15 protein-coding genes are annotated in these 15,790 nt (G+C 48.5%); 12 read left to right on the top strand and 3 right to left on the bottom strand.

What is annotated here, in order from left to right:
* Positions 1–91: 91 nt before the first annotated feature.
* From KFE26_RS01155 to KFE26_RS01115, 9 genes are all read left to right on the top strand, one after another.
* A complete protein-coding gene (locus tag KFE26_RS01155) occupies positions 92–973 on the top strand; it encodes an ABC transporter ATP-binding protein (RefSeq protein ID WP_212599391.1) in 882 nt (293 codons plus the stop codon).
* Positions 970–2,100, top strand: coding sequence for an iron ABC transporter permease (locus KFE26_RS01150; RefSeq protein WP_212599390.1), 1,131 nt, complete (start codon positions 970–972; stop codon positions 2,098–2,100). Before KFE26_RS01155 ends, KFE26_RS01150 begins: the two co-directional genes overlap by 4 nt.
* Before the next feature lie 208 nt (positions 2,101–2,308).
* Positions 2,309–3,391, top strand: coding sequence for a nicotinate-nucleotide--dimethylbenzimidazole phosphoribosyltransferase (gene cobT, locus KFE26_RS01145; protein ID WP_212599389.1), 1,083 nt, complete (start codon positions 2,309–2,311; stop codon positions 3,389–3,391).
* A gap of 106 nt (positions 3,392–3,497) precedes the next feature.
* Positions 3,498–4,286, top strand: a complete 789-nt coding sequence (locus KFE26_RS01140; RefSeq protein ID WP_212599388.1) for an adenosylcobinamide-GDP ribazoletransferase — start codon at positions 3,498–3,500, stop codon at positions 4,284–4,286.
* Positions 4,283–4,909 carry a bifunctional adenosylcobinamide kinase/adenosylcobinamide-phosphate guanylyltransferase gene (gene cobU, locus KFE26_RS01135; RefSeq protein WP_212599387.1) on the top strand — a complete coding sequence of 209 codons (627 nt, stop codon included), beginning with the start codon at positions 4,283–4,285 and terminating at the stop codon, positions 4,907–4,909. The genes KFE26_RS01140 and cobU overlap by 4 nt, the downstream gene beginning before the upstream one ends.
* Before the next feature lie 105 nt (positions 4,910–5,014).
* A complete protein-coding gene (locus KFE26_RS01130; protein WP_212599386.1) occupies positions 5,015–6,679 on the top strand; it encodes a cobyric acid synthase in 1,665 nt (554 codons plus the stop codon).
* 59 nt (positions 6,680–6,738) lie between these two features.
* Positions 6,739–7,362: a cob(I)yrinic acid a,c-diamide adenosyltransferase gene (gene cobO / locus KFE26_RS01125; RefSeq protein ID WP_113941149.1), complete on the top strand. Its 624-nt coding sequence runs from the start codon at positions 6,739–6,741 to the stop codon at positions 7,360–7,362.
* 209 nt (positions 7,363–7,571) lie between these two features.
* Entirely contained in the window at positions 7,572–8,606 is a 1,035-nt protein-coding gene (locus KFE26_RS01120) for a DUF2235 domain-containing protein (protein ID WP_212599385.1), read from the top strand.
* A 76-nt stretch (positions 8,607–8,682) separates the two neighbouring features.
* Entirely contained in the window at positions 8,683–9,510 is an 828-nt protein-coding gene (locus KFE26_RS01115) for a cobalamin-binding protein (protein WP_113941151.1), read from the top strand.
* Positions 9,511–9,572: 62 nt separating this feature from the next.
* Here the strand turns inward: KFE26_RS01115 and KFE26_RS01110 are convergent, their stop codons facing one another.
* Complete coding sequence (locus KFE26_RS01110) at positions 9,573–10,964, bottom strand: NAD-dependent succinate-semialdehyde dehydrogenase (protein ID WP_212599384.1); 1,392 nt, start codon at positions 10,962–10,964, stop codon at positions 9,573–9,575.
* Positions 10,965–11,189: 225 nt separating this feature from the next.
* Positions 11,190–12,308 carry a glycerol dehydrogenase gene (locus KFE26_RS01105; RefSeq protein WP_212599383.1) on the bottom strand — a complete coding sequence of 373 codons (1,119 nt, stop codon included), beginning with the start codon at positions 12,306–12,308 and terminating at the stop codon, positions 11,190–11,192.
* A gap of 471 nt (positions 12,309–12,779) precedes the next feature.
* Between KFE26_RS01105 and KFE26_RS01100 the strand changes: the two genes are divergently transcribed.
* The 3 genes from KFE26_RS01100 to KFE26_RS01090 all read left to right on the top strand — a co-directional run bounded on the left by KFE26_RS01100 (position 12,780) and on the right by KFE26_RS01090 (position 14,224).
* A complete protein-coding gene (locus tag KFE26_RS01100) occupies positions 12,780–13,295 on the top strand; it encodes an ATP-binding protein (protein WP_212599382.1) in 516 nt (171 codons plus the stop codon).
* Between the two features lie 57 nt (positions 13,296–13,352).
* A complete protein-coding gene (locus KFE26_RS01095; protein WP_173243103.1) occupies positions 13,353–13,748 on the top strand; it encodes a GNAT family N-acetyltransferase in 396 nt (131 codons plus the stop codon).
* A 92-nt stretch (positions 13,749–13,840) separates the two neighbouring features.
* Entirely contained in the window at positions 13,841–14,224 is a 384-nt protein-coding gene (locus KFE26_RS01090; RefSeq protein ID WP_105251622.1) for an MAPEG family protein, read from the top strand.
* Positions 14,225–14,233: 9 nt separating this feature from the next.
* Here the strand turns inward: KFE26_RS01090 and KFE26_RS01085 are convergent, their stop codons facing one another.
* Complete coding sequence (locus KFE26_RS01085) at positions 14,234–15,697, bottom strand: PLP-dependent aminotransferase family protein (RefSeq protein WP_212599381.1); 1,464 nt, start codon at positions 15,695–15,697, stop codon at positions 14,234–14,236.
* Between the last annotated feature and the right edge of the window lie 93 nt (positions 15,698–15,790).

The following is a 15,790-nucleotide window of genomic DNA, read 5'->3' as shown; positions in this document are numbered from 1 at the left end:
CTTAGTTCTCGAGCGGGTGACTCGAGGGAGCAGATGACAATATGCACAACCTTTTTTATACAGGTTTGGACTCGATAGGAGCGCCGCTTAGGTGAAACTTTCCGCAATCCAAACTAACAGCCCCGTGAATGACAGTGACACTAACCCATCATTGGGCCCGTCAGTCGCGCTCAATGTGAGTCATTTGAGCTGGTGTATCGATGGCAAAACCATACTTTCCGATATTAACTTTACGCTGCCAACGGGGCAGATGCTGGGGCTGATTGGCCCTAACGGTGCGGGCAAGTCTAGCTTGTTGCGCTGTTTGTATCGGTTTGTTCGCCCGACTCAGGGCAAAATTACCCTTTTTGATCAAGATATTGAGCGCTTGTCGCCCAAGGCGTTTGCCTGTCGCGTTGCCGTAGTGCAGCAGGATACACCGCACTATTTTGACCTCACCACAGAGCAATTGGTCAGCATGGGCTTAACGCCCCACAAGGGCATGTTCGATACCAATTCGAGCTGTGATATTGAGCGTATTGCAAAGGCTTTAGAGAAAGTTGGCTTGAGCCATAAGATGCACCAACAATATGAGCACTTATCCGGCGGTGAAAAGCAACGCGCTTTGATTGCCCGTGCCATAGTGCAGCAGCCGCAGCTTTTAATCCTCGATGAGCCAACGAATCACCTCGATGTGCGCTATCAAATTCAAATCCTCGAATTGGTGCGTAGTCTTGGTATCAGCGTGATTGCCTCTATTCATGATCTTAATTTAGCCAGTGCCCTGTGCGACAGTTTGTTGTTGATCCATAACGGGGAAGTCAGCGCTATGGGGACGCCAACCGAAGTATTAACCGAGGCGCGAATTGGTGATGTGTTTGGCGTGTGTGCTCAGGTATCGCCCCATCCACAGCATAAAAAGCCCTTAATCAGCTATTTTTATGGTTACCACCATGTAGATCATGGCCTGAACGAGCGAGGCGAGGGCGGATGACTCAGGGGAGTAAACAATATTTCATCTCATATTTGGGGCGTATCGTGACACCGTTGACGAGACAACAACTGATGCTGCTCGTATTAGGTATCATCACTTTGATAACGCCTATTGCCGCGACGAGTTTTGGTGCGGCGAACATCAGTTTTACGGATGTTATTCAAGTGTTTATCAATAAGGCGACGAACCTCACTCAAGCCAATGGCATGACTGAGCGCATTGTGATGGAGCTCAGGCTACCGCGCATTTTACTGGCTTTTGTGGCGGGTGCGGGTTTGTCACTGGCGGGCAGTGTGTTGCAAACCGTGACTCGTAATCCGCTCGCCGATCCCTATTTGTTTGGCATTAGCTCAGGCGCGTCCTTTGGCGCTGTGGTGATGTTGACCTTATTCACTGGCTCTGGATTTTTTGATAATGCGGGTATGACGGCACATTCTGGGCTTTTTAGCGGTTCGGGTGCCTTGTCTGGATTACTTTGGTTTAGCTTGCCCTTGGGCGCTTTTATTGGCGCGAGTTTGTCGGTGTTGATAGTGCTTGCTTTGTCAGGCTTAGGGCTCAATAGCCAAGTGGAGCGCATGCTGCTCTCTGGTGTGGCGACCTCCTTTATGTTCGGCGCATTAACGAGTCTGCTGCTGTATTTCGCCAGTCCGCAGGCGACAGCCTCTGTGCTGTTTTGGAGTTTAGGCAGTTTTGCAAAGGCCAGTTGGTCCTTGTTAGTACTGCCGACACTGGTGATTGGTGCGAGTTTATTCATTATTTTAGGCATGAAACGGCAGATCATGGCGTTGCAGGCGGGGGATGAAACGGCGCATACCTTAGGGGTGAATGTGCCTAAGTTGCGGCTCAATATGTTGCTGCTCTGCTCCTTGATTACCGCTATTTTGGTGGCTACCTGTGGCGGTATCGGTTTTGTCGGGTTAATGATCCCCCATACAGTACGCATGCTGTTTCCCGGTCGTCAGCCGATTTTATTAACGGCGCTGGTGGGCGGCTTATTTATGGTGTGGATTGATGTATTAGCGCGCTGTTTATTGGGTAATCAAGAGTTGCCCGTGGGCATTATCACGGCCGCCATAGGTAGTATGTTCTTTTTGCTGATTTTGCGTAAGCGTAGAGTCATGCCGTAAATACAAGGTCATGCCGTAGGCACCTAGTCAGGACGTAAACCCAGAGTTAAGTCGTCATCCTAGAGTCATGTCGTAAGCGCAGGCTGGCGGGATAATCAGTATTTCTGTTGATATCCCACCCGCGATTGGAAATGCACAATTGGACATGTTCGTCATAGACGCGGGATGCGTTGTGGTTATTTAATGTAGATTACAAAGTGGAGTGTGGATGTCTCAGTCAGCCGTGTCTTTTCAAATAAGCCCTGTGAGTAAAGCGCAGGATCTGGTGATTCTGCAGAAAATTGATCTTAAGACTAAGCCGCCCGGCGCTTTAGGTCAGCTCGAATCCTTAGCCTTGCAGATTGCCCGCGTGCAAGCGACTGATTTGCAACAAACGGAGCAGCCACAAACGGATGTGCTCAAAATAGTCCATCCAACCATGTTAGTGTTTGCGGGGGATCATGGCATTGCCGCAGAAGGCGTGTCGATTGCCCCTAGCGAAGTGACTTACCAAATGGTGCAAAACTTTGCCCATGGCGGCGCCGCGATTAACGTTTTTTGTCGGCAGGTGGGCTTTAAGCTCGAAGTGATCGATTGCGGTATGTTAACGCCAGTTGAAGGGGTTGAAGGTATTATCGATCAACGTCTTGGCGCTGGAACGGGTGCAATCCATTTAGAGCCCGCGATGACGCTTGAAACCGTCGATAAAGGCTTTGCTATGGCGCGCGATTTGATTGAGCGTCACCATCAAGCGGGTTGTAACTTAGTCGCCTTTGGCGAAATGGGCATAGGCAATACCTCCTCTGCTGCGGCCATTATGGCGGCGATTATGCAGCTGGATGTGATTGATTGCGTTGGCCGTGGTACTGGCATTAATAGCGAAACCTTAGAACGTAAATTGATGCTGATTGAGCTCGCGTTATTGCTGCATCAAAGCGCCTTAACTGGGCCTAAGTCAGTGTTAGCTTGCCTAGGAGGTTTTGAAATTGTGCAGATGACGGGGGCTATGTTAGCCGCCGCCGAACGTAAAATGCTGGTGGTCGTGGACGGTTTTATCGCGACAGCGGCGGCATTAGTCGCGGTGCAAATCGCCCCCAATGTGCGTGATTATTTGATTTTTGCCCATCAATCCGATGAGCAAGGTCATCTGCGAATGTTAGAATTTTTGCAGGCTAAACCTTTATTATCCCTAGGGCTGAGATTAGGCGAAGGTACGGGGGCGGCCTTGGCATTGCCGCTTATTCAAGCCTCAGTAAATTTTTACAATCAAATGGCGAGTTTTAGTGATGCGGGGATTGAGGCTGTTGTATGATGTGCTCTGCTAAGTCGCTTATTTTACTTATTTAAAATAATAGCCTTTTAGCCAACCGTTTTAATTTTAAACCTTGCAGCAAGTGTGAATTCACTAAGGATGCTTTATGTCAGAACGCGAAAGCTGGCACAAAGAGATAGATTTATTTTTAGTTGCCATGGGCTATTTTACCCGCATTCCTATGCCTAAGTGGGTCGAAGTCGATAGCGATAAGTTGAATAAGGCCAGCCGTTATTTCGGTCTCGTCGGTCTTCTGGTCGGCTTGTTAAGCGCCATAGTGTTTTGGCTGACGCAGAACTGGCTCCCCGCCGGCGTTTCTGTTCTTTTAGCTATGTTGGTTGGCGTCTTGCTCACGGGCGGATTCCACGAGGATGGCCTCGCCGATACTTTCGACGGTTTTGGCGGGGGTTGGACGGCTGAAGACAAGCTGCGGATCATGAAAGACTCGCGCCTTGGCAGTTATGGCGCACTGGCGCTGATGTTGGCCTTGCTGCTGAAATGGCAGTTGCTAGTCGAGTTGGCCCTGTACGATCCTGTCGTGGCGGGTTCAGCACTTATCGTCGCGCACACTGTGAGCCGTGTGGTATCTGCCAGTATCATTTTTAGCGAAAAGTATGTCCGCGATGACGAGACCAGTAAGTCTAAGCCGCTATCGCAACATCAAGGCATTAATGAGCTGCTTATCCTGATCGCCAGCGGCGTATTAGTGCTGTTATTCCTCAAGGGGTTAGCGGCATTATCATTGCTATTGGTGATGATAGGACTGCGCCGTTTGATCATAGTGATTTTTAGACGCCAGATTGGCGGTTACACGGGTGATACCTTAGGCGCGGCGCAGCAAATATCTGAAATCATGTGTTATTTTGTATTGCTCGTTGTGGGTAACATACTGTGATCCACCTCGTCCTAGGCGGCGCCCGTAGCGGTAAGAGCCGCTACGGCGAAGCCTTAGTGCGTCAGTACACTGCGCTTGGCTTCGATGCTTGCTATGTGGCGACGGCGCAGGCGCTAGATGATGAAATGGCGACACGTATCGCCAAACATCAAGCAGGACGATCGGACGATGGTATCGAATGGCAATTGTTTGAAGAGTCGCTCGCCCTCACTGCACGGTTAAAACAGTTAGCAAAACCTGGGCGAGTGATTTTAGTAGACTGTTTAACTCTTTGGTTAACTAATCAATTACTTGCATCGAACGTTAACATCGATGATGAACCCGCGCCGACTGAGTGGAATGCGACTGACTTTGCCGTTTCAACCTCTGCTACTTCAACCTCTGAAGATAAAGCTCATGCGAGTTGGCAGGCCGAGAAAACCGCTTTTGTCGATTCCCTCGCCGAGCTTGAGGGAGTGGTGGTGTTGATCAGTAACGAAGTCGGTTCTGGCATAGTGCCCTTAGGTGAGTTGAGCCGACAATTTGTTGATGAAGCAGGCTGGTTAAATCAAGCCGTTGCGACCTTAGCGGACAATGTCACCTTAGTGGTTGCGGGTTTACCCTTAGCATTGAAACCACTTTAAACTTTGGGCTCAGTCCACGTTTTAAGCTTAAGTTGCATACTTAAGTGATTTTTAGACTGAGCTGTTATGTTAATGACTGCAAACTAGAATAAGCCTTTTAAACCTATGTCCTCTCCAAACACAGACAACACAGCCTGTGCTAATGCACTCGATACCGCTGACACACCTGTAGTTAATACGCCCGCAATTAATACGCCCGCAATTAATACGCCAGCAATTAATACGCTTGCGGTTAATTCACCTCGGCGCGCGGCAGTCTTGATGGTGCAGGGCACAACATCGGATGCGGGCAAGAGCACATTAGTCGCAGGCATTTGTCGTTTGCTCGCTCGTCAGGGGATTAAGGTTGCGCCTTTTAAACCGCAAAATATGGCGCTCAATAGCGCTGTCACTGTTGATGGCGGCGAGATTGGCCGCGCACAGGCCTTACAAGCCGTGGCCTGTTATCTTGAACCCCATACCGATTTTAATCCCATACTGCTTAAACCTAGCTCGGACACGGGCGCGCAAATTATCGTTCATGGCAAAGCCCTGACAACACTCGAAGCCTCGGCCTTTTTTGGGCCTAAATCTAAGGATTACAAGGCAATGGCGCTTGGCGCTGTGCTGGAGTCCTTCGAACGATTGACGGCCCAGTATCAAACCATAGTGGTTGAAGGCGCGGGCAGTCCGGCGGAGATCAATCTGCGCGAGGGCGATATTGCCAACATGGGATTTGCCGAAGCCGTTGATTGCCCTGTGATTATCATTGCCGATATCGACAAGGGCGGCGTATTTGCCCATTTGGTCGGGACCTTGGCCTTATTATCAGAATCCGAACAAGCGCGGGTAAAGGGCTTTGTGATCAACCGTTTTCGCGGTGATATTAGCCTGTTGCAATCAGGGCTCGATTGGCTTGAAACTTATACTCAAAAGCCTGTTTTAGGTGTGTTGCCTTATCTGCATGATTTACATCTTGATGCCGAAGATGCGCTGGTTGATTCGCCCACTAAGCAGGCGAAGAGTCGTTTTAAGGTGCGGGTACTCGTATATCCGCGAACCAGTAATCATACGGATTTTGATCCGCTGCGGCTGCATCCCGATATCGATTTTGACTATGTGTCATTGCAAACCCAAGCTGCGAGTCACGCCACTCATTTGCCCGCCGCCGATGTATTGATCTTGCCCGGCAGTAAGAATGTGCGCGCCGATTTGGCCTTTTTACGCCAGCAAGGCTGGGATAAAGATATTGCCACTCACTTGCGTTACGGAGGCAAAGTGCTTGGTATTTGCGGCGGTTACCAAATGTTAGGTCAAAGCATTGCCGATCCCTTAGGTATTGAAGACAGTGCGGGTGATACCGCAGGACTTGGCTACCTGCCGCTGAGCACAGAACTCAAAGCCGAAAAACAGTTACGACGAGTGAGCGGTGAGCTAACGTTACTTGGGGAAAAGGTTGCTGTGAAGGGCTATGAAATCCACTGCGGTGAATCAAGCTATCTTATCCCTAGGCTTGAACAAACGAATGTGCCCTTGCAGTTAATCCCTGAATCCACATCTGTGAGCTTTGCCGATGGCCTGCAAAGCGATGACGGGCAAATCTTAGGTACTTATTTACATGGGCTATTTGATAGCCCGGATGCGTGTCAGCTGATTTTGCGCTGGGCGGGATTAAACGATGCTAAGGCGATAGATATCAATCAAATACGTGAGCAGCAACTCGATCGTTTAGCCGATGTGTTAGCCGAGCATTTAGACATGCACAAATTACAGCCAATTTTAGAAGCATAAGTTTTAGAAACATAAGTTTTAAAAGTAGACATTTTTAGCAGCAGAGTGAAGAGAAGACCATGACAGCACAGAACGACAACGAACAAGCACAAATCAAGGCCGAACGCCACAAGGCTCGCCAACAGAAAGTGAAAGCCGGTGTGGATGCTAAAATTGCCGCCGCCCAAGAGGAGAAGGGGATTCTGCTGGTGTTAACCGGTAACGGTAAAGGCAAATCGACCTCAGGTTTTGGCACAGTGGCCCGCGCCGTCGGTCACGGTAAAAAAGCCGCGGTAGTGCAATTTATCAAAGGCACTTGGGAGTGCGGTGAGCGCAATTTACTCGAAGGTGCAGGGGTTGAGTTTCATGTGATGGGCACAGGTTTTACCTGGGAAACCCAAGATAAAGAAAAAGATACCGCCGCCGCTGTACTCGCTTGGGAAGCCGCCGAAAAGCTGCTGCAAGATGAGAGCATAGATTGCGTGATGCTCGATGAACTCACCTATATGGTGAGCTATCACTATCTGGATGTGGAACGTGTCCTTAGCGCACTTAAGAATCGTCCACCCATGCAGCATGTGATTATTACGGGCCGGGCCTGTCATCGCGCCATTATCGAATTAGCCGATACGGTCAGCGAAGTGCAGCCGATTAAACACGCATTCGAAGCGGGTATCAAGGCACAGCAAGGTTTTGATTACTAATCGAACCTTGTAAAAGTCGGCGCATAAGTGACGCAGCTTTGTTGGTTGCAATGTTAAGTAAGACGCGCGAATGGCTTTAGCACAGGCATAAAATGCGCTAAGTTTGAGGACTAGTAACTGCCTATTAGCAACTAGCGACAATTTGTTGTTAGTGACTATGGGTTAGCCTCTAGCCGTTCAGTGTTCAAAGCGTTCTCAAGGATGATCCTATGAATAAGCGTATTGTGATTTGTGCCGACGGCACGTGGAATCGACCCGAGAAAGATCTTAAGGTCGATTTCCCCACCAATGTGCTGCGCCTTGCGCGTGCTATCAGCCCGATAGCGGCAGATGGTAAACCCCAGCAGGTATTTTATGATTGGGGCGTGGGTTCCTATTACGATCAAACCATCGGTGGTGCGACAGGGCGCGGTTTACATAAAAACATCATGGATGGGTATCGCTATATAGTGCAAAACTATTCCCCTGGCGATGAGATTTATCTCTTTGGTTTTAGCCGCGGTGCTTACACTGTGCGTTGCTTGTGTGGTTTGATTAATAACTGCGGCATACTTAAACGCCCCGATGCGGCGTTGATTCAACAAGCTTTCGACCACTATAAAAAAAGCAGTGCGCCCTTTGCGCCTGATGGTGAAAAATCCCTCGAATTTAGAGCGAGATACAGTCATGAATCTCGGGAAATCAAGTTTGTTGGTGTGTGGGATACCGTTGGTGCTATGGGGATCCCTATTTCATTTTTAGGCTTGTTCGAAGATAAAGACGAGTTTTATGACACTAAAATTGGCCGCAATGTGCGCGTTGCCCGCCATGCCTTAGCCATAGATGAACACCGCAGTGATTTTGAGCCGACTATTTGGCAACTACGTGACAATATGGACATGCAGCAAGTGTGGTTTGTGGGCGCCCATAGCAATATTGGCGGCAGTTATAAACCCGATAAAGACGGTTCATTGTTGTCGGATATTGCACTGTTGTGGATGATATCCGAGGCGCAGAAATTTAATTTAAGCTTAGAGCCACACTTAGCCGCGAGTGTGCATCCAAATCCGCTTGCGACCTTACATAACTCGAGACGCAGTTTTTATCGGATAAAACAGGAATATTTGCGACCACTCGACCCTGAGCAAGTCCCAGTACTTTTGCATCATTCGGTGAAGGCCCGCTGGGATCAAGATCCTCAGTATCGCCCGAAGAATCTACAAACTTATATCGAACACTATGGCTGGCCAGAGCAGCTAGTTTAACTCTATAACCCCAAGTGACCTGAAGAGACTACGCCTGCATCTTCAGGCGGTTTGGGGATAAATACTAAGGCATATCATGATTAAGCGACACTTAGCTGGACTCGTTTTTGGGCTCAGTCTGTTTCTCCCTCATAGCGTATTGGCCGAGCCCGCTAAACGCATTATTGCGCTCTCGCCCCATGCGGTGGAAATGCTTTACGCCATAGGTGCGGGCGATACGATTGTGGCCGCAACCGATTATGCGGATTATCCCGAGGCGGCAAAAAATATCCCGCGTATTGGGGGTTACTACGGCATTCAAATGGAGCGGGTGATGGAGCTTAATCCCGATCTGATTGTGGTGTGGGATTCGGGTAATAAAGCCGAAGATATCAACCAGCTTAGGACGTTAGGATTTAACCTTTATGGTAGCGATCCTAAAACCTTAGAAGGCGTCGCCAAAGAGCTTGAAGAGTTAGGCCAACTTACGGGGCATGTTGAAGAAGCAAGCAAGGCTGCGGCCGCTTATCGCGCTGAGCTTATCCGATTGCGGGTTGAAAATGCTAAAAAATCAGAACCTAAGGTATTTTATCAACTCTGGTCGACCCCCTTGATGACAGTCTCTAAAAACAGTTGGATCCAACAGATCATCAGTGTATGCCATGGACAAAATGTGTTTTACGATGCCGCCAGTGATTATCCGCAAGTCAGTTTAGAAAACGTCTTGCTGACCTTGCCTGAGGTGATTTTGCAGAGTGAAGAAGAAGGTAATGTGAAAGGGGTTGATTGGCGCCAATGGCCAGAAATTCCTGCCGTGAAGAAACAGCATATTTATCAACTCAATGCCGATTTATTACATCGCGCGACGCCCAGAGCTTTACTCGGCGTTCAAGCCTTATGTGATGCCTTGGATAAAGCACGTTAAATAAAACGCCTGACAGATTATTCCGTCAGGCGTTTAGTCAGATGTTGCTATTTTCTAAGCGTTTAGAAAGGCGCGTTGATGTCGACCACATTAATCAGCTTGTGGTTTACAAACTCTTTCAATCCTAAATCAATCAACTCGCGGCCATAACCTGAGCGGCGAACCCCACCAAAGGGTAAGTCGGCCTTGACCATAGTTGGATGATTGACAAACATCATGCCTGTGGAAACCTGCTTAGCGACCGAGAGCCCGCGTTGGGTATCGGCGGTAAACACTGAACCTCCAAGGCCAAAAGGCGAGTCATTAGCGATGGCAATCGCCGCTTGCTCATCCTTCACTCTGTGGATACTGGACACAGGACCGAAGAATTCCCAATAGTAGGCGGGGTTATCTGGCGTCAGGTTTGTCAGTATTGTTGGCTGCACAAAGGCGCCTTGCTGCGGCACTTTAGGACCCACTTCGGTCGCGGTTGCGCCGTGTTTTACGGCATCACGGATCTTCTGCTTCAACTCATCGGCCGCGCCTTGGGAAGACAGCGGTGCCAGCGTAGTCGTCGAGTCCATAGGATCGCCGGCTTTTAGCGCTTCGATCCCCTTGATATAGCCTTTCATAAATTCATCGTAAATGGCTTCAACTAAGATCATCCGCTTAGATGATGTACAGACCTGTCCCGCGTTCCAGTGACGGCCAAACACAGCCCAGTCGATGGTTTTAGGCAGATCGGCATCTTCAAGTACGATAAAGGCATCTGCGCCACCCAGTTCTAGGGTGGACTTTTTCAGTGTCTTACCCGCCAGAGCGGCAATGATCGATCCCGCATCTTCTGATCCCGTGAGCGCAACACCATGCACTTTGGGCGAATTGATGATCTGTTCTATCTGCTCTCGGGTGGCATACAGATTTTGGAATGCACCTGAGGGCAGTCCGGCATCGCGCATTAAGCCTTCAAAGGCCGCTGCGCACTGGGGCACGTTGGATGCATGTTTGAGTAGTAAGGTATTTCCGGCTGCAAGCTGCGGCGCTAAGATGCGCGCAATTTGGTAGTAGGGAAAGTTCCAAGGTTCGATAGCCAATAATACGCCCAGCGGTTCGTTAACCAGTATTGCTTCACCTTCGGCGGGATCGGCAACCGGCAGTTTTTGCGGTGCCAGCAGTCGCTCGGCATGTTCGGCGTAGTATTCGAAAATTTGCGCCGACAGTTCGACTTCAGCTTCGGCTTCTGCTGTGACTTTGCCCATTTCTAAGGTCAGTAGATTGGCGTATTTGGACTTGTTGTCTCTGAGGATCTTCGATGCCTTAGACAGTATTGCGGCCTTGTCGGCAAAGGGAGTGGTTCGCCAGCTTAAAAATGCCTGATGGGCGGATTCTATCGCCTGTGTGACTTCGGTATCTGTTGCATTTGGAAATTCTTTAATGAGCTTTCCCGTAAAGGGATTGGTTGTTGCATAAGCCATATGTGCCTCCAAGCGTTTAACAAATAGAGCGTAAATGCCAGCTTTGGCATCGAGGGTGGAAATGTCTTGTTTGTTGTGGGCTTCCTTGCCATTGATTATGTGGCAAGGAAGCCTAAGATGAACGGTAAATTCGTGTGGCAGTAGGAACTGTCTAGGAATAATTAGTCAATTAAATCAAATGTATAGTTGATTTCTACCTACGGTTTACACGTCATGTTGTTACGGTTAACAAGCTTCAGCTGTTTTATAGCGTTCAGCCATGGCATTGGCGGCTATCATGGCTTGATAGACGTCATCTGCGGTTAATTTCATCGGCATATTGCCCATAGTATCGCCCTCAGCACAGGCTATCTCAGCCACTTTGCGCCACTCGGCCTCGATAAAGGTTTTCAGCCCTAAATCTGCGAGTGTGAGCGGCAGTCCTGCCGTTTTGATAATGCGGATAACGTTATCGATTTCGGCTTTTGGGGCATTTTCGAGCACGAGCTGAGTTAGCAGCCCAAAGACGACTTTCTCGCCGTGCTGAGCTTTATGTAACTCAGCCACCGCTGACATACCATTGTTTACGGCATGGGCGGCGGCTAATCCGCCTGCTTCTGCACCAACACCACTGAGATAGATGGTGGCTTCAATGGTTTGCTCTAGCGCAGGTGTGACTATTTTGTTTTTAACGGCGTCCATAGCAGCTTCAACATTTTCAGTCAGTAACTGATAACAAAGTTGGGCCAATCCCAGCCCTGTGCGGGAAGGCTTTTTCAGGACTAGGTTGACGCCATCTGATTGATAGCAGGCACGAGCTTCAAAATAGGTTGCCAGTGCATCGCCTATGCCTGCCGCAAAAAATCGGGCCGGAGCCGCGGCGATAATAGCAGTGTCGGCAACGACAGCATCTGGGTTCTGTGGCAGAAACAGATAGCGTTCAAATTCACCGGTTTCGGAGTAGATCACTGCAAGTGCAGTACAAGGCGCATCGGTTGAGGCAATTGTGGGGTACAAGATGACAGGCCGTTTTTGATAGAAGGCGACAGCTTTGGCGGCATCTAAGGTTTTTCCACCGCCAACTCCAACAATAACGTTGGTATGATGCCGTTCTGCCAGCGCGCCTAAGCGCTTTATCTCGGCTTCGCTGCACTCATAGTTGAATTTTTCGAGGTGGCTGCTGATCCCATTTTGATCTAGCCCAGCGACCGCTTCATTCTTCACGCGGCTGAGGATAAATTCATCGCAGATGATAAAAGCATTGTCACCAAAGTCCTTAACATAATCATGCATTTGAGCTAATAGGCCCTTGCCGATAATGAATTTTTTAGGGGAAGTGACGGTACGTGGAACGACAGTGCTCATAGAGCCTCCTTTGCACTTATGACGGTTATCCTTTCATTCTTACCCTAGCATACGCCTAAATTAATGTCATAGCATGAATGGTGGCAATGTTTTTATTGCTAAGCGTAAATTACTACTTTAGTGCTTAATTGTTAGATTAATAATGTGGTTTATTGTTTTATTCTTCGAGTTAAATGCTTTGGTTTCTCCCTGATTTAAGGCAAGGATAGGGCTGAGAGAGCGAGGCGATCTCAGCGGGCGAAGAGATGTAATATCTCAAAAAAAGCTAACGGTGGAATGCGTAAATAGCGGTAAACGTCTGCTGTCTAAACACTGCATAGTCATTAATGTAATGGGATTTTATTACCTTAAACTCGTCCCAAGTCTTGCTCGGTGTTCATGCTTTATGTGATGCTCTGTACAGTCGTTCATTGGTGTCATAGCGAGTGAAATTGTCGGCTGAGATAAAAGACCAGTAATCAAGGAGTAAAGATGACACAGCAGAATGCGTTAGGACAATTGGTCAGTAAAGGTACGTTAATATTCTTTTGTGGCAAAATGGGCTCAGGTAAATCAACCTTATCGCGACAACTTGCTGAGGCCGAAAACGGTATTTTAATCTCGGAAGACGCATGGCTGGCGGCGCTATATCCCGATGAAATTAAAGATTTTGATACTTACTTGAGCTATTCCGCTCGCCTTAAGCCTTTGCTTAAAAAGCATGTGCAGGAACTGCTCTGTTCGGGTGTTTCTGTGGTCATGGATTTTCCCGCGAATACTATCAATCAGCGCCTGTGGTTTCGAAGCATTTTTACTGATTGCGCCGCCCATAAACTTATTTATCTTAATCACAGCGATGCGCTTTGTTTGAGTCAACTCGATAAACGCAGACAAAGCCACCCTGAGCGCGCCATGTTCGATACTGAGGCGATGTTCTGGCATGTGAGCGGTTATTTTCAGCCGCCGACTCTGGATGAAGGCTTTGTTCTTGAGGTGATTGAAAGCTAAATAGTTGAAAGCCAAGTGACTGAAAGCAAGTGACTGAATAAAACAATAGGAAATATCATGTACCAAGTGCTTGAGGAGGTTGTTTCAGCCAATGATTTTGTTCGCCTACGACAGATTTCTGGCTTAAGCCCTAGACCATTGGAGGGCGCGATTAAGGCCTTGCCAAGGAGTTTATATGGCGTGCAAATAAAGCTCGCTGAGCAGACTGTGGGTATGGGGCGTGTGGTTGGTGACGGCGCGCTCAACTTCGAAATTGTCGATATTGCAGTGGATCCTGAGCATCAAGGTAAGGGATTAGGGCGGCTTATTATGCAACACATCATGGCTTATTTAGATCGTGAGGCTTTTGAGGGCGCGTATATTACCCTGATGGCGGATGTGCCTGAACTCTATGAAAAGTTTGGCTTTAAATTTAGTCGTCCCGCAAGTGAAGGCATGTATATGGTGAAATAACGGCGCTAACCAATACACTTGTAACTTAGGCACTTATAGCAGTAGAACTCAAACAGTAGAGCTCAAAACAACAATCAAAGGAAGATTACCCCATGAATACCTTACTTATTTGCTTATTTGTCGCCATGTTATTGCCATATCTTGCGAAAGGTCCAGTGGCTTGGGCTATGGCAAAGACGGGTGGTTACGATAATAATCATCCCCGTGCTCAGCAAGCACAGCTAACCGGTTTTGGCGCTCGTGCTTTAGCGGGACATCAAAATGCCTTTGAATCATTGCTGGTGTTTGGCCTAGCCGTATTAGTGGTGATTGCCACGGGCAAAGTGAATCCCACCACTGAGTGGCTCGCAATCGTCCATGTAGGCGCCCGCTTTGTGTATCACATCCTCTATCTTGCCAACAAAGGCACCTTAAGATCCCTCACATGGTTTGTTGCCATCTTCAGTGCTTTCGGGATTTTCTTTCAGGCTTTTTAAGCTTGGATATTAAAGGATCTGCGCCAGTTTTTTGATACTTTCCCGCAGATCATCAGGCGTATGAGCGGCATAGCCCAGTAAGATAGCTTGCCTTGGATAGGGGGCTTGGCAATATCGAGACAAAGGCTGTGCCCCCAAACGTATTTGGCGGCATTTGTTGATCACTTCCTCTTCGGTCAAGTCGCCCTTCAGCCAACACACGAGGTGAATACCTGAGTCTGAGGTTTGAACGGACAATTTGTCGGGCAGATACTGCTCAATTGCCGCGATTAGCGCTGTTTGGCGTGCTAAGCAGGCTTTTCGCACTCGGCGAACATGCCGCGCGTAATGTCCTTCGGCGATAAACAACGCTAATGTTGCTTGCTCTAGGTGAGCCGTGTGCGTATCGGCGTAATACTTTGCTAGCTGGAAAGCCTGTATCAATTTAGGGGGCACCACTAAAAAGCCGAGTCGTAATTCGGGCAGCAGCATCTTGGAAAAGGTGCCAGCGTAGATCACCCTTTGATGTTTATCGAGCCCCTGTAATGCCTGTATCGGACGGGCGCTATAACGAAACTCGCTATTATAGTCATCTTCTAAAATCCATTTACTCTGCTCTGCGGCCCAATCGAGTAAGGCCAATCGTCGTGGCAGACTTAGCATACCGCCGAGGGGAAATTGGTGTGAGGGCGCGGTAAAAGCCAGTTTCACTGAGGGCCAACGCTGTATCGCATCGGCAATATTTGTGCCCTCATCATCAACACTCACAGGACGAACTCGCATATTTTGCGAGAGAAAAGCACCTAAAGCCCCGTCATACCCAGGTTCATCAAGCCAGACTTCATCTCCCTGTTGGAGTAGTACCTGCGCTGTGAGGTTAATGGCCTGCTGAGTTCCATTGACTATGATGATCTGCTCAGGTGTGCAATTGAGGCCGCGGGTCGAACGCGCATAGTCACTTATCGCCTCACGCAGCGGCAAATACCCCTCGCTATGGTTTGATTTACCTAAGGTTTTACACGATTGCCGCCAAACTCGGCCTAACAGCCGCCCCCAAAGTTGGTGCGGGAAAAGATCGATACATCCGACGCCAATATTAAACATGCTATGGCTGTGGTCCGTATTCCCCTTTGCTTTCAGTCGCACCATTTCTATTAACTGTGGATTAATTTCTAAATCGGAATCAAAGGCTTGAGCGCTTTCTCTGGCACGGTTTGGAATATCGATCAGTTCATCGGGAATGGTATCTGAAACATAAGTACCCGATCCCGGTTTAGTCAGCAGATAACCTTCATCAATCAGGCGCTCAAACCCTTGCAGTACTGAGTTACGTGAAATCTGCATGGTTTCCGACAAGGCTCTGCTGGATGGGAGCTTCATTCGCGGGTGTAAACGTCCATCAAGAATTGCCTCTCTAAACGCATGATAAAGCTGATCTTTGAGGATGCCATCTTTGAGTTGCAAGTGAGGGAAATTGGATTGAGGTTTTTTCATTTGCTAACTGGTACTGTAAAAAATACAAAAAGTGTACCTTATGCGGTACCACAATTGAATCTAGAATCTTGCTTCAGTAAAACTGAGACCATT

Origin of the sequence: Shewanella sp. M16 (assembly GCF_018224605.1) — a bacterium.
Classification (GTDB): domain Bacteria; phylum Pseudomonadota; class Gammaproteobacteria; order Enterobacterales; family Shewanellaceae; genus Shewanella; species Shewanella oncorhynchi.
Note: the sequence above shows the minus strand (reverse complement) of the source record. Positions and strands in the feature narration are given on the sequence as shown.